This window comes from Novosphingobium subterraneum (assembly GCF_000807925.1).
Lineage (GTDB): Bacteria > Pseudomonadota > Alphaproteobacteria > Sphingomonadales > Sphingomonadaceae > Novosphingobium > Novosphingobium subterraneum.
This window is the reverse complement of record NZ_JRVC01000013.1, coordinates 99174-113874: the sequence shown is the minus strand read 5'-3', so window position 1 is coordinate 113874 and position 14701 is coordinate 99174. Positions and strand designations below refer to the sequence as shown.

15 protein-coding genes are annotated in these 14701 nt (G+C 63.6%); 10 read left to right on the top strand and 5 right to left on the bottom strand.

Annotated features, from left to right (window positions below; genetic code table 11):
- Positions 1-2 precede the first annotated feature (2 nt).
- The 6 genes from NJ75_RS13815 to NJ75_RS13790 all read left to right on the top strand — a co-directional run bounded on the left by NJ75_RS13815 (position 3) and on the right by NJ75_RS13790 (position 6309).
- A complete protein-coding gene (locus NJ75_RS13815) occupies positions 3-1931 on the top strand; it encodes a copper resistance system multicopper oxidase (RefSeq protein ID WP_039335437.1) in 1929 nt (642 codons plus the stop codon).
- Positions 1931-3049, top strand: coding sequence for a copper resistance protein B (locus tag NJ75_RS13810; RefSeq protein ID WP_039335436.1), 1119 nt, complete (start codon positions 1931-1933; stop codon positions 3047-3049). Before NJ75_RS13815 ends, NJ75_RS13810 begins: the two co-directional genes overlap by 1 nt.
- A 90-nt stretch (positions 3050-3139) precedes the next feature.
- Positions 3140-3613 carry a DUF305 domain-containing protein gene (locus tag NJ75_RS13805; RefSeq protein ID WP_015449253.1) on the top strand — a complete coding sequence of 158 codons (474 nt, stop codon included), beginning with the start codon at positions 3140-3142 and terminating at the stop codon, positions 3611-3613.
- A gap of 58 nt (positions 3614-3671) precedes the next feature.
- The gene (locus NJ75_RS13800; RefSeq protein ID WP_030089528.1) at positions 3672-5207 is read left to right on the top strand and encodes a PAS domain-containing sensor histidine kinase; all 1536 of its coding nucleotides are present in this window, start codon (positions 3672-3674) and stop codon (positions 5205-5207) included.
- Entirely contained in the window at positions 5197-5820 is a 624-nt protein-coding gene (locus NJ75_RS13795; RefSeq protein ID WP_015449255.1) for a response regulator transcription factor, read from the top strand. The genes NJ75_RS13800 and NJ75_RS13795 overlap by 11 nt, the downstream gene beginning before the upstream one ends.
- Positions 5821-5901: 81 nt before the next feature.
- Complete coding sequence (locus NJ75_RS13790; protein ID WP_013039094.1) at positions 5902-6309, top strand: response regulator; 408 nt, start codon at positions 5902-5904, stop codon at positions 6307-6309.
- 61 nt (positions 6310-6370) lie between these two features.
- Here NJ75_RS13790 and NJ75_RS25115 read toward each other — a convergent pair whose 3' ends face one another.
- The 3 genes from NJ75_RS25115 to NJ75_RS25105 form a co-directional block, all read right to left on the bottom strand.
- Positions 6371-6604, bottom strand: coding sequence for a hypothetical protein (locus NJ75_RS25115; RefSeq protein ID WP_236727151.1), 234 nt, complete (start codon positions 6602-6604; stop codon positions 6371-6373).
- Positions 6605-6997: 393 nt separating this feature from the next.
- Positions 6998-7315: a Rossmann-fold NAD(P)-binding domain-containing protein gene (locus NJ75_RS25110; RefSeq protein WP_234792544.1), complete on the bottom strand. Its 318-nt coding sequence runs from the start codon at positions 7313-7315 to the stop codon at positions 6998-7000.
- Complete coding sequence (locus NJ75_RS25105) at positions 7312-7827, bottom strand: SDR family NAD(P)-dependent oxidoreductase (protein WP_236727150.1); 516 nt, start codon at positions 7825-7827, stop codon at positions 7312-7314. The genes NJ75_RS25110 and NJ75_RS25105 overlap by 4 nt, the downstream gene beginning before the upstream one ends.
- Before the next feature lie 69 nt (positions 7828-7896).
- Between NJ75_RS25105 and NJ75_RS13775 the strand changes: the two genes are divergently transcribed.
- The 4 genes from NJ75_RS13775 to NJ75_RS13760 all read left to right on the top strand — a co-directional run bounded on the left by NJ75_RS13775 (position 7897) and on the right by NJ75_RS13760 (position 13350).
- Positions 7897-8463: a TetR family transcriptional regulator gene (locus tag NJ75_RS13775; protein ID WP_039335533.1), complete on the top strand. Its 567-nt coding sequence runs from the start codon at positions 7897-7899 to the stop codon at positions 8461-8463.
- Positions 8464-9201: 738 nt separating this feature from the next.
- On the top strand, positions 9202-11904 hold the full coding sequence (locus NJ75_RS13770; RefSeq protein WP_015449259.1) for a TonB-dependent receptor domain-containing protein: 2703 nt from the start codon (positions 9202-9204) through the stop codon (positions 11902-11904).
- A 10-nt stretch (positions 11905-11914) separates the two neighbouring features.
- Positions 11915-12619: a PepSY domain-containing protein gene (locus NJ75_RS13765; protein ID WP_015449260.1), complete on the top strand. Its 705-nt coding sequence runs from the start codon at positions 11915-11917 to the stop codon at positions 12617-12619.
- Positions 12616-13350: a PepSY domain-containing protein gene (locus tag NJ75_RS13760; RefSeq protein WP_004213137.1), complete on the top strand. Its 735-nt coding sequence runs from the start codon at positions 12616-12618 to the stop codon at positions 13348-13350. The genes NJ75_RS13765 and NJ75_RS13760 overlap by 4 nt, the downstream gene beginning before the upstream one ends.
- Before the next feature lie 3 nt (positions 13351-13353).
- On the opposite strand, the gene hutC is transcribed toward NJ75_RS13760, so the two are convergent.
- Positions 13354-14043: a histidine utilization repressor gene (gene hutC, locus NJ75_RS13755; protein ID WP_230588639.1), complete on the bottom strand. Its 690-nt coding sequence runs from the start codon at positions 14041-14043 to the stop codon at positions 13354-13356.
- 191 nt (positions 14044-14234) lie between these two features.
- Complete coding sequence (locus NJ75_RS13750; protein WP_004213035.1) at positions 14235-14672, bottom strand: DUF411 domain-containing protein; 438 nt, start codon at positions 14670-14672, stop codon at positions 14235-14237.
- Positions 14673-14701 lie beyond the last annotated feature (29 nt).

Sequence of the window (14701 nt, the reverse complement as noted above, 5' to 3'; positions counted from 1 at the left end):
GAATGATTTCTGCTCTCGACCGCCGCCAGTTCCTCCGCGGCGCGGCCCTCGCCGGCGGCGGCGCAGCATTGTCAGCCTGGCTGCCGGCCTGGGCGCAGACGATCTCGCCGGGGATGCGACCGACGCTGCCGACCGTGTCGGGCGAAGACATCACGCTCACCATCGCCCGGCAGTCGATGACCATCGACGGGCGCAAGTTCCGGGCAATCGGCCTCAACGGCACGGTCCCCGCCCCGCTGATCCGGCTGCGCGAGGGCCAGCGCGTGCGGCTCAACGTCATCAATCAGCTCGAGGAAGACAGCTCAATCCACTGGCACGGGCTGTTGGTTCCGGCGAAACACGACGGCGTGCCGGGCGTCTCCTTCCCCGGCATCAAGCCCGGCAGCAGCTATCTGTATGATTTTCCGGTGATGCAGAACGGTACCTACTGGTATCACAGCCATTCGGGCCTGCAGGAGCAAGAAGGCCATTACGGGCCGATCATCATCGACCCGGCGGGCACCGATCCGGTCGCCTATGACCGCGAACATGTCATCGTATTGGCCGATCACAGCGCGCTGTCACCGCAGGCGATCTTCCGTCGCCTCAAGGTCAATCCCGGCCATTTCAACTTCCAGCGCCAGACGCTGGCCGGACTTCTGTCTGGCAAGGACCAGCCGCTCAAGGATCGGCTCGACTGGGGCCAGATGCGCATGGACCCGACCGACATCTCCGATGTGACCGGATCGACCTACACCTATCTCGTCAACGGCCACGGTCCCATGGACAACTGGACTGCGCTCTTCACCCCGGGCGAGCGGGTGCGGCTGCGCGTCATCAATGCCTCGGCGATGACCACCTTCAATGTCCGCATTCCCGGCCTGCCCCTGAGCATCGTTCAGGCCGACGGGCAGAATGTGATGCCGGTCAGCGTCGACGAATTCCAGATCGGCGTCGCCGAGACCTACGATGTCATCGTAACGCCTAGCGAAGATAAGGCCTACACGCTCGTCGGCGAGGCAATCGATCGTTCCGGCATGGCGCGCGCGACGCTGGCGCCGCGGGCCGGCATGGCCGGCGAGGTGCCGCCGCTGCGCAAACGGCCGCTCGCCGACATGAAGGACATGGGCATGGACATGTCCTCGATGTCCGGCATGGAGGGCATGGACATGTCGGGCGGCACGACGCGGGGCGTCGATCCGACTGCCGAAAAGAACGCATCTGCCCGCCTCGCAACCGGTGCGGGGGCCGCGATGGCGTCCGGCATGGAGCAAGGCGCCATGGGAGACATGGACCACTTGGGGATGGATCACTCGTCGATGGCGGGCATGGACCACGGGGCGATGGGCGCCGATGGCCAGATGGCGGGCATGGATCATGGCGGGCACGCGATGGGCTCGATGAAGATGCGCGACTTCTCGAATGCGCCCCAGGTGAAGCGCGACCCGAGCGTCCAGACCATCTCGCCGATGCCCGTAGACCGCACCGGCGAGCCCGGCCAGGGCCTCGCCGACGTCGGCCACAAGGTGCTTGTCTACAGGGACCTGATGGCGCTCGATCGCAATCCGGACGTGCGCGCGCCGAGCCGCAGCATCGACATTCACCTCACCGGCAACATGGAGCGGTTCATGTGGTCGTTCGACGGCGAAAAAATGTCGGACCATCACGAGCCGATCCCCTTCATCGAAGGCGAGCGGGTGCGCGTCAATCTCATCAACGACACGATGATGGGGCATCCGATCCATATTCACGGGCATTTTTTCGAGCTGGTGACGGGGCATGGCGATCATGCGCCGCGCAAGCATACGGTGATCGTCCAGCCCGGCGGCAAGGTGACCTGGGACTTCACCGCCGACGCGGTCGGCGACTGGGCCTTCCACTGTCATCTCCTCTACCACATGCATGCAGGGATGATGCGGGTCGTGAGCGTCCGTCCGAAGGGAGACGCGTAATGACCCGCATCCTCACGCCGCTGGTGAGCGCGATCGCCCTTTTCGCTGCCGCGCCCGCCTTTGCCCAGGATCATTCGATGCACGGCATGCCCGGCATGGCGCCGCCGGGCGAAGTGGCGCCGGCGCAGGAGAAGAAGAAGGACAAGGCCGCCGCCAGGCCGCGCGCTCAGACACCAGCGCCGGACGCCACCTCGGCGATGGACCATTCGCAGCACCAGGCCAGTCCTGCGCCGCAGGGAGATGCGGCCGGTCAGCCGCAACCCGCGTCTCCCGCGATGCCGGAGATGCCGGGTATGGACCATTCGCAGCATGGCCAGACAACGATGCCGGGAATGCCCGCCATGCCCGGCATGCAAATGACCGGCACGGCGCTTCCGGCCGGCAATGCGCCCCCGCCGCCTCCCCCAAGCGACCACTTCGCCGATCGTGATTTTCCCGGCGGCGAGATGGCGCGCTCGCGCGACATCATGATGAAGGATAGCGGCGGCAACAATTTCGGGCAGGTGCTGCTCAACGTGTTCGAGTATCAGGCGCATAGCGGCCGCGATGGCTATCGCTGGGATGGCGAAGGCTTTTACGGCGGCGACATCAACCGGCTCTGGCTCAAGAGCGAGGGCGAAGGCGAGTTCGGCCGCGGCATCGACAGCGCCGAGGTGCAGGTGCTCTACAGCCGGGCCATCGACCCCTATTTCAATCTTCAGGGCGGTATCCGCCAGGACTTCGGCCGCGGGCCCGACCGCACCTACGCGACGATCGGCGTCGAGGGCCTGGCTCCTGGCATGTTCGAGGTCGAAGGCGCGCTGTTCCTCTCGACCAAGGGCGATGTTCTGGGCCGGGTCGAGGGCTATTACGACCAGCGCATCACCCAGCGCCTGATCTTGCAGCCGCGCGCCGAGGTCAATTTCGCCGCGCAGGATATTCCGGAGAACGACATCGGTTCGGGGCTGGTCAACATAGAGCTCGGCGCGCGCCTGCGCTACGAATTCAGCCGCCAGTTCGCACCTTACATCGGCGTTTCCTATCTGCGCAAAGCCGGAGACACGGCGCGGCTGTCGAGGCTTGCGGGCGAGGACGTCCATGCCACCAGCTTCGTCGCCGGCGTTCGCTTCTGGTTTTAGCATCAGGACGGTTGATGGCGGGGGCGAACAAGAGAGCGGGGCGTTACACTCATACCCAGGTCGGCCGGCGCCGAGCGAAGGAGATACGCCATGGACCATTCGTCCCACATGAACACCCGGAAGATGGGTGCCTATTGGAGCCTTGCCGTTCAGACCGTCATCAGCGGCGTCATCATGTATCTGGTGATGTTCGTCATGATCGACGGGCTCGACAGCTTCTACAACAACCTCAACATGCTCTACATGACGCTGATGATGGTCGCACCGATGGTGGTGCTGATGATCCTCGCCATGCGACACATGTTCGTGTCGAAGGCCGCCAACATCGCGCTGATCGCCGCGTCGCTGGTCGCCTTCTTCGGCAGCTTTGCACTCATCCGCACCCAGACCACGATCGGCGACACGGCCTTTCTGCGCTCGATGATCCCGCATCATTCCGGGGCGATCCTGATGTGCCAGGAAGCAAAGCTCAGCGATCCGGAAGTCATCCGGCTTTGCGAAGCGATCAAGCGCTCGCAGCGGCAGGAAATCGACGAGATGAAGGCCATACTCGCGCGGCGCTGAGTGGCACGGTCGGGCTACGCCCGGATACGTGCGCCCGGCCAGGTATGTGAGCCGGCCGATGGTCGACACGAGGCGCGGGGCGGACGAGATTGCCAGGGAGGTGGTGCGGCTTGCGCCGTTGTTCCTGCGACAGGCTGGCGGCCATGTCCTGACGCTGCTCGATCCTGCCGGGATCGTGCTGAGCTATAATGAAGAAGGCGAGCGTGCCGAATGCTGGCCCCTCGATCGCGTCCTGGGACAGCCCCATGACCTGTTCTACCCGCCCGACGAGATTGCGGCCGGCCGCCCGTGCGCAGACCTGGCGGCCGCCCTTCACGAAGGCACGCTGGAGCGCGAAGCGTGGCGGGTCTGCGAGAACGGAGCGGAGTATCTCGCGCGCCTGACGATCAGCGCCCTGTTCGAAGGCGACGCACATCGAGGCTTTGCCTGCATCAGTCGCGATGTCACCGACGAGGCGGCGGTCCGGGCGTCAATCGAGACCCGCGAGCAGCATCTCCAGTCGATCCTGGCGACCGTCCCCGATGCGATGATCATCATCGACGAGACCGGCGACATCACGTCGTTCAGCGCGGCCGCCCAACGCCTGTTCGGCTATTCGGAAACCGAGCTCGTCGGCCGCAACGTCTCCTGCCTGATGCCCCAGCCCGATCGCGACCGGCATGACGAATATATCGCGCATTATCTCCAGACCGGCGAGCGCCGGATCATCGGCCTCGGCCGCGTCGTGGTCGGCCAGCGCCGCGACGGCTCGACCTTCCCGATGCAGCTGTCGGTTGGCGAGGCCGGTGAAGACGGGCAGCGGTTGTTCACCGGCTTCATCCGGGATCTCACCGCCAAGGAGCAGGATGAGCTCAGGCTCAAGGAACTGCAGGCAGAGCTGGTCCATGTCTCCCGGCTGAGCGCGATGGGCACGATGGCCTCGACCCTCGCGCATGAGCTCAACCAGCCGCTTGCCGCGGTCGCGCTCTATCTCGAGACGATCCGCGACATGCTCGACGAGCGGGACGACGAACCCTTCGTGTCGCTACGGTCGGTGATGGATGATGCGGCACAGGAAACGCTGCGGGCCGGCCATATCGTCCGGCGCCTGCGCGATTTCGTCGCCCGCGGCGAGGTCGACAAGAGCCTCCACGATCTGCCGCAGGTTGTCGCCGAGGCGAGCGAGCTCGCGCTGGTCGGTGCACGCGAGCGCGGCATCCGCAGCTTCTTCGCGGTCGATCCCGCCGCGACGCCGGTTCTCGTCGACAGGGTGCAGATCCAGCAGGTGCTGGTCAACCTGATGCGCAACGCCATCGAGGCGATGGCGGCGTGTCCTGTTCGCGACCTCAAGGTAGCGACCAGGTTGCGCCCTGACGGGCTGATCGAGGTGACCGTGGAGGATACCGGCCCCGGCATCGCCGACGAGGTCCGGGAGCAGCTCTTCACGGCGTTCAAGTCGACAAAGGCCGACGGCATGGGCCTCGGCCTTTCGATCTGCCGGACCATCATCGAAGCGCATGGGGGCCGTATCTGGATGGAGCGCCCCGACCGCGGCGGCGCGCGCTTTCATTTTACCTTGATCCATGCGCGGGCGGAGGAGGAACATGGGGGATAGACGCGTCATCCATCTGGTCGACGACGAGGAGAGCATCCGCAAGGCGGCGAGCTTTGCGCTCAAGACCGCGGGCTACGACGTCGTGACCTATGCCTCGGGCGTGGAGTTTCTCAAGGAGGCGAAGTCGGCGGCCGTCGGCTGCGTCATCCTCGACGTGCGCATGCCCGAGATGGACGGTCTCGAGATTCAGGCCGCCATGGCAGCACGCGGGGTCAATATGCCGGTCATCGTCCTGACCGGCCATGGCGACGTGTCGGTTGCGGTGCAGGCCATGAAAGGCGGCGCGGTCGACTTTCTCGAGAAGCCCTTCGAGAAAGCCGCCCTGCTCGGCGCCGTCAGCCGCGCGTTCGCGCGTCTCGACGATGTCGACCTTCGCACTCTGGAAACCTCTGAAGCCGGCGTGCGGGTCGCTGCACTGACGCCCCGGGAGCGTGAAGTGCTGGAAGGGCTGGCGAACGGCCTGCCCAATAAGACGATCGCCTATGACCTGGGCTGTTCATCGCGAACGGTCGAGGTCCATCGCGCGAGCCTGATGGCCAAGCTCGAGGTCCGCAATTTGTCCGAAGCCCTGCGGATCGCCTTTGCCGCGGGCATGGGCCGCAAGCCGAAGTGACTGCGACCTCTACGTAGCGACGGGACGAGGCGCGATATGCGATCGATGGTGCAATCGTCACACGGGTGTCCGCTTCTCGCAATGCCATCGGTCCGTTCCACTCAGCATGATGGCAGATACACCATCCTCGTCTCCGACGACGATCCCGGCGTGCGGCGTGGCCTCCAGCTGCTGCTGAGATCGCGCGGCTATGCCGTGTGGGGATATACGACCGGCCACGCGCTGTTGGCCGACCCCCGCGCGAAGGAGGCAGACTGCGTCATCCTCGACTATCGCATGCCCGACATCGACGGATTCGCGATGCTGCGTCACCTTCGCGAGATCGGATGGTCGGGACGCGCCATCATGATCTCAGGCTTTCACGACACGCTGCTGGCCTCGCGGGCCGCCGAGGCGGGCTTCGATCACGTTCTCGCAAAGCCTTTGATCGGCAGGGCTTTGCTCGATGCGTTGGACCGGCACCGCGCCGAGACGCTTCGAAAGCATTGAATTGTGGCAACCTACCCCCGGCGGCCTCAGCCCTGCGCGATGTGGACAGCGGTCAGCGACGTCAAAGCCAGTGGTTGCGTTTGAACCGGATGTAGAGTCCGATGCAGACTGCGGCGATGACGCCGAGGATTACGCACACGAAGTCATCCTCGGCGATATGCTCGCACACCGGATCGATCAGGGTCACCGGCCGTAGCCGTTTGCCCTCATGATATAGAAAGGCGGCGACGACGCTCATGCCACTTTCCGGTGCCACCACCTGCGGCGGCGACCGGAAGCCGTGTGCCTCGCCCATTGAGACGCGTGCGCAAGCAGGCGCGCCTCGCCCTTTAACCCCAGTCGCAGGAAGACAAAGGCGGCGCGCAGCAATTCGAGCGAGAGCTTATAGAAAATGCGGCGGAGCGTTGGGTTTCGCAGAAGGCCGCTCCCGTTCATGTCGCGCGTGGCTGGGCGGCGCGCTGCCAAATCAAGGGCACGCAGACTGCGAAGGTCCACGCACCCTTGATTGGCGACCGCGAGGGTATTTTCCTCTCTTGCGATGGTACCAAGCGATTGCCCGTGTGGCGCCTCTGCAATCGTGTCGGATGACTATACCTAAGTATCGGATAACGGCGCTGACGACAGGGTTGCCGGGCCCCGGTGAGGCGCGTCGCACCGCGCGGAGACGAAAGCTGGAAGACGGAAAAGCTCAACTGTCGAAAGCGACCGAGCGCGCGAGCGCTTCCTGGGACTGCAGAAAGGCGAGCCGCGATTGCAGCGCCGCCTGGACAACGCCGAAAGCGTCACCCCCCAGAGTCACGCGCAGCGGCGGATGGTCGCTGGTTGCGACATCAACGATCGCTTGCGCGATCTTTTGCGGGTCGAGCGTGTAGAGCTCGTTTCCGGCGGTCTCGAACATCTTGCGGATATGGCCGGCGGGCGTATCGCGATACGCGGCGATCTCGCTGGCGAATTGCAGATTGTGGCTGAAGCTGGTGCGCGCCCCGCCCGGCTCGATCAGTGTCACGAACAGGTTGAAGGGTTCAAGCTCCTGGCGGAGGCATTCGCTGAAGCCTCCAGGCCCCATTTGGCCACATGATAGAGACTGCTCGTCGGAAGCGAGCCCTGACCACTAGCGCTGGAGATCTGGATGATCCGGCCGCTCCCGCGCAGCCGCATGGCGGGGACAAAGGCGCGGGTGATGTGGATGGGCGCCATGAGATTGAGCGCGATCTGGCCTTCGACCTCGGCGTCCGACATCTCTTCGGTGGCGCCGATCACGCCGCCGCCGGCGTTGTTGACCAGAATATCGACGGGTCGACGCGCCTGCGCCCGGGCCACGACCGCAGCAATATCGTCCTTGACCGTGACGTCGAGCGCTTCGACGCGCAGCTGGCTCGGATATTTCGCCGCGAGATCATCGAGGCTTTCGGGCTTGCGGGCCGTCGCGGTAAGGTCGTCGCCAGCGGCCAGGATCAGTTCGGCCAGATGGCGGCCGATGCCGCTGGACGCGCCCGTGAGAAACCAGTGATTGGACATATGTTACTCCATATATTACCAACTGGTAGGCAACTTGAAACCTGGAATGCGTCAATGCTTGGAGGTGTGATGAAGCAACGAACCCGGCGGAATGCCGCACAGAGCCGCGAGACGCTCCTGGCTGCAGCGACCGAGGAGTTCGCGTCCCATGGGCTGGCGGGCGCGCGGATCGACCGGATTGCGCAGGCGGCGGGTATCAGCAAGCCGATGCTCTACACCTATTTCGGGGACAAGGAGGCGCTCTTCGATGCCGCGCTGACGCAGGAAGTGATGGACGCGGCGCATGCCGATCGCTTCGATCCCAATGATCTTGAGGGTTATGCGGGGCGCACCTATGACTTGCTGGTCGAACGCCCGCGCCTGTGGAGGCTGCTGACCTGGCATCATTTGGAGCGTGGCCAGGATGTTCTGATGCTCCCGGCCGGCGAGGTCCTTCTCGGGGAGAAGCTGGACGGGATCGCAGCGGCGCAGGCCGAGGGGCGGATCGTCGCCGACTTCACGCCCCTGGATGTCGTCCGGCTTGTCGCCGCCCTCACCCAGCTCTGGTGCATGACCGGAGCTGCACGCGACGCTGCCGAGCACGCGGCGCGCCGGGCGACGATCATGCGGGCGGTGGGGCGACTGCTGCGCGTGTGATCGTGCGAGGCGCGAGCTGCACGCCCGCGCGCCGACCGGGACACAGCAAGCATTTTTCGCAACCTGCCGTACTGCCCAGCGGCAAAATCAGGGCGGCTCATGCACAAGCCGGCCCGTCGGCTCCGCGGATGCGATCGACGTTCGAGGACTGCGCCGCCACTGCCGAACCGGATTGGATCATCGCCAAGTGACCCAGTGGCTGCGCGACGATCTCAGGTCGCCGGACTCGTCGCACGACGTTTCGTCAGGAGTCGTTTCATCTGCCTCAAAAGGCGAACCTGCGGCTCAATCCGGAAGAAGGCGCGACACATCCAGGAAACGAGGATCAAATGCGGTCCGCATCGGTATTACTTTCCCTGGCGCGTGCAAGCTCAGCAAAGGACTAATGTTCCCGGAGCATCTCTAGCGCTATACCTAGGTATATCACGCCGACACCAATAACATGTGATCATGCCGCTTCGCATTCTTGCCGGCCAAATGTCCCGATCATCAAATCGAAGCGTGCGAGGCTGTATTACGATATGATATTCTATCTCCTATCTCAGCAGCTTTACAAATGAGCGCTCGCAAAAATATCTCTTCAGTCATGAGGGTTCGACGTCTGGCGTGCGTATTATAGCTATATCTATATCTAAATTTCACGAGAATAAGGTATTGGAAAAACAGGAAAAATACTGTTGACCTGTATATACAACTGATGTTGTCTGTGGCTGTTCTAAAACGTCAGGGGGATTGCACATGACCATCAGGATGGCCCTGCTCGGCAGCGCCGCCATCGTCGCGGGCTACGCCGCGCCGGCTCTCGCTCAGGCCGATCCGACACCGCAGCCAAAAGCACAAGTCCTGGGGGATGACAGCGACATCGTCGTTACCGGCTCACGAATCCGTCGGCAGGATCTGGCCGGGGTTGGACCGGCCACCGTGGTCACCGCCGAGCAGATCCAAAATACCGGCATCGTCAATATCGAAACCGCCTTGCAGCGTTTGCCGGCCAATGCCGGCTTCGCGGGCAACCAGACATCGGCCTACTGGACCAACAACGGTTATGGCACTGCTCAGGTCAATCTGCGCGGCCTCGGCATCAAGCGCACACTCGTGCTCCTCAACGGCCGACGCCTCGTCGCGGGCGGCACCGGCGCCAATTCCTCACCCGATCTCAACATGATCCCGGTCGTGGCGCTGGCACGCACCGATGTCCTCAAGGATGGCGCGTCCGCTATCTACGGGGCCGATGCCATGGCCGGCGTGGTCAACCTTGTCACGCGCACCGATTATGAAGGCCTGGGTCTCAGCGTCCGACAAGGCATTACCGAGCGCGGCGACGGCTCCGATCTCACCGCGGACCTACTTTGGGGCATTCGCAACGATCGTGGCGGGTTCATGGCAGCAGTCACCTACCAGAAGACCAGCGCCGTCAACATGGCCTCGCGTGCGCCCTGCTCGCTCGCTGAAACGACGCCGGGCTCGCTGAGCTGCGTCAACAGCGCCTCGACGATCGGCGGACGCGCGGTGCTGCCCAACGGCCAACAGATCAACTTCAACCAGGTACCCGGAGGGAACGGGAACTTCTACGAGCCTTACAGTCCCGCCAAGCACAACTTCAACTCGAACCCGTTTCTCAATGCGGTCAGCCCAGTCGAGCGCGTCAGCACGGCCTTCTTCGCGGACTATGCGCTGACCGACGGTATCCAGGCGTTCGGCGAGTTCCTCTATACGTTCCGCAAGTCGAATCAGATCGCTACACCCGGCACGCTGCGCAATCTCTCAATACCAGCCAGCAATCCGACCAATCCGACCGGCCAGAACCTGGTCCTGGCCCAGCGCCGCCTCGCCGAACCCGGCGCGCGCCACTTCTTCCAGGAGACCGATACCTGGCAAGGCACCTTCGGGCTGCGCGGCAAGCTGGCGAACGACTGGGCCTGGGAAGTCGCGGGCAGCTTCGGGCGTAACACGGCCGTCGACGGCTCGACCAACATCGCCAATCTCGAGCGCGTCGCGAACACGCTCGACAGGAGCAAATGCTCCAGCACGGCGGGCGCGGCCATCCCCTGCGGTGACTATCTTGGGTTCGGAGACCTGACACCTCAGGTTCTGGATTATATTCTGTTCACCTCGCGCGATCGCGGAGGCAACGAACTCGGCACGGTCACGGCTGACCTCAACGGCGATCTCTTCTCCCTTCCAGCCGGCGCGGTGTCCTTCGCCACCGGCGTGGTCTATCGGCGCGAAAAAGGCTGGCGCGATCCCGACCCGTTGACGGTGCTCGGCGTGGCGAACGTCAATCAGCAGGATCCTATTTCGGGCTCGAGCACCGCCAAGGAAGCCTATCTCGAGCTATCGGTGCCGGTGCTTGCCAACACAGCTTTCGCCAAGGCGCTCACGCTCGATGGCGCAGTCCGCTACTCAGACTATAATCTCTTCGGGAGCGACTGGAATTACAAGCTCAGTGCCGACTGGGTAGTCAATGACAGCATCCGTCTGCGCGGCACTTATGGGACGGGCTTTCGCATTCCCAACGTGCCGGAGCTTTTCGGCGGCGTCTCGGAAGGCAATCTGACCACGACCGATCCCTGCTCGCGCTACACCTCCAGCGGCAACGTGACCTTGATCGCCAATTGTCAGGCGTCCGGTGTGCCGGCCAACTATACGCAGCTCGGCACCACGATCCTCACCACAGTGGGCGGTAACCAGAGCCTTCGGCCCGAAAGCTCCACGACCTGGACCGTTGGTACGGTGATATCGCCGCGCGGCATCATCCCAGGGTTGTCGCTGACGGCAGACTGGTTCGACATCAAGATCAAGGACGCGATCCGGGCCATTCCCGGCTCGACCAAGCTCGCAGTCTGCTATGCGAGCCAGAACCTGTCGCACCCGTTCTGCAGCGACTTTACGCGCAGCGCGCTGACCGGCGAGGTCACTTACCTCTCCGCCCAGCCCATCAACACCGGCCGCGAGGAGATGAATGGTCTCGATCTGGGTCTGGTGTACAGTGGTGCGGTGGGCGAGGTGAAGATCTCCTTGGATCTCAACATGACCTATCTCAACAAATATGTCGTAAACCCCTTCCCCGGCGGCGCGCCGATCTATTTCGACGGGTTTATCGGGGGCGGCAATGGCGGCTATCCGAAATGGCGTGGTTATGGCGTGCTGACGGCGGAAAAGGACGGCATCAGCGCGACCTGGTCGACACAATGGATCGGCAAGGCGACCGACTTCAACGCATCGGCCGGCGACATCGGCTACCGCACGCCGAACGTCTTCTACCACAATCTTCAGCTTGCCTTCGCGATCGACGAGAAGACACGTTTCCAGATCGGGGCCGATAATCTGTTCGACCGCAAGGCGCCCTATATCCAGAGCTTCACCGATGCCAACACCGACACGATGACCTATGATCTGCTCGGACGGCGCTTCTACGCCGGCTTCCGAACCGCGTTCTGAAGGGCAGCACATGGCAATTCGCTGGCCTTTGGTCATCCGCCGGACGCACAAGTGGCTGGCCCTGATCGTCGGCGTCCAGGTTCTGCTCTGGACGCTGACCGGCTTCTATATGGTGGCCGTCCATATCGACATCATCCATGGCGACGATCTGGTCCGCCCACCGGTCGTCGCCCCCATCGACCTTGCGAGCTTCGTCCCGCCGGCGCGGATTGTTCAATCGGCTCCCGACGCGTCCGAGATCCGCCTGCAACGGTTCATGGATCAGCCCGTCTGGCGCGCGCAAACCTCGGGTGGTCCAAGACTCTTCGATGCAGGTTCGGGACAGCCCATCCCCGATTTGAGCGAGGCACAAATCCGCGCCGCCGCTCGGCGCATCTACAGCGGCACCGGGGACATCGTCGCAGCCCGGCTGCTGACGACGGCGCCACTGGAAATGCAGGCGCGCAAGCCTCCCTATTGGCAGGTCGAATTCGATGCCTGGAACCGGCCAACCCTGTATCTCTCTCCGCAGACCGGTGAGCTGATCTCGCGCCGCCATGCGCTGTGGCGCGTGTTCGATTTCGCGTGGATGCTGCACATCATGGACTATGACGATCGCTCCGACGTCAACAATCCGCTGCTGCGCGTGGCGACCTGGAGTGCCCTTGCCATGGCGCTGGCCGGGGCTTGGCTGCTGCTTTGGTCGTTCCCGCGGCGCAGGAAGAAGAAGGCATGAAGAAAATCCGGTTCACCCCGCTCTTTTTTCGGCGCATCCACAAATGGGTCGGCCTGATCCTGGGCGTGCAGTTTCTCCTTTGGGCTCTGAGCGGCTCGATGATGGCCTTGCTCGATCAGGAGAAGGTCGGCGGACACAGTGCGCAGGCCAGCCATCAGCACGCCCTACCTGCCGGTGACTATATTGCGCCGGCAAAGCTCGCTCTTGATGGTCCCGTGCTCGGCATCGCCTTGCGGTCCCTTGCCACACGCCCCGTCTACGAGCTTCGATCCACCACGGGCACGCGGCTAATCGACGCGACGAGCGGCGCCCCGGTTCGGGTCGACGAGCAGGTCGCGCGCGACGTCGCGACGATGGTGAATGAAGCACCGATCCGCAAGGCAACGTTGCTCGCCGAACCGAATGTGGAAGCGCGCGAGCACGAAGGCACCATGTGGCGACTGGATTTCGCGGACGCAGAGAACAGCAGCGCCTACATCTCCGCCGACACCGGCCGATTCCTGGTCATGCGCGGCGACACATGGCGCACCTGGGATTTCTTCTGGATGCTCCACAATATGGACTATGTGAACCGCACCAGCTTCAATCACCCGCTGATCGTCTTCGTTGCGTTCGGTACTTTGTGGCTGTCGGGGACGGGCTTCTACCTGCTGTTTAAGAGCTTCAGTCGCGCCGACGTGCGATGGTTGCGGCGCAGGCGCAAATCGGCCGTCAAGTTGGGCGCGGGCTGATCGCTAGGTCCCAACAGAAAAAGCCGCCGATAGCTCGAACCGATTGCCCGGGTGCGTGAGCCAAGCGTGCGATACGAGACGTCCGCGACTCCAGGTTCTGCGCGTCATCATTAGCACTGGTTCTCCTTCAGCGAGGCCCAGCATTGTTCGCATGGCTGTATCCGGCATCGCCGCGCACACCCGGTGCTCTACTCGCTCGAGCGGGGCAACACGTGTCAGATATTCATTCGGCGTCGAGGCGCTGAAATCCCTCTCTCCGTAGCGTGGCGCAGCAGATGCCAGCACAAAGCGCTCCTCGACCTGAATTGGGAATTCGGTCTCGTGATGGACGATAAGCGAATGGAAGAGGCGCGTGCCCAAGCCGACTTCCAGCAGAGCTGCCCTTTCCGCATCAGCCCGTATCTCGATATTATAAATGACGCGCGCGCGATAGGCGTGGCCCCTGCCGCGCACCTCCTCCGCGATGTTGCGGATCTCGATCAGCTGCCCGATCGGCCGGGGCTCGGCGACAAAGCTGCCCCGCCCCGCCCGCCGTACCACGACACCGGCCGATTGCAGTTCCCGCAACGCCCGGTTTGCGGTCATGCGCGAGACTTTGAACGTCTCGACGAGCTCGGCCTCTGACGGCGTCTGGTCGCCGGGCTTCAGGCGACCTTCCCGGATGTCCTCGAAAATGCTGTCTTTGATCGCCACATAGCGAGGTTGCTTCTCCGCACCGGCAGCGTCGACCGCGGGTTCGCCCACAGAAGCAGCTTTCGTCCGGGGAGCGGATGCGCGGCTATGGGGGCGAGCGGGAGCATGCATCAAATGACTATACAGGTGGGGGCGAGCAAGTCCCAGTCATTCAAACAGGAAATCACCAGCGAGAGCCGAGGCGTGCGTGATCAATGCCGCGCGAAGACCTTCTGGCCCGAACTGCCGAACGACACCACCGCATAGGGTTGGCGGGCGGCGCCTGCCACTTCCATGCCCTCCGAGCCGATCGGCATCCCCGCCACCGCAATGCCTCTGACGCCTACGGGACGGGTTGCCAGCAGGCGCTTGATATCGGCGACCGGGACATGGCCCTCGATCAGATAGCCATCAACCATCGCGCTGTGGCAGGATGCCAGCGTGCCCGGCATGCCGGCCCTCCGCTGAAGCGCCCCGCGCGACGCATCGTCGCGCATGACGACCGTGCGGCCCAGCTTCGCGCGAAGCGCCTGGGCCCACTTCTCACAGCATCCACAACCCGGGTCCCGGTGGACGACGACATCATTCGCCGCAAGCGCTGCGCCGGGCAGGGCGAGGAACAGCAAGGCGGCAGAAAGACGGGTCTTCATGAACGGCTCCCGGAAGCATGCGATAGGGT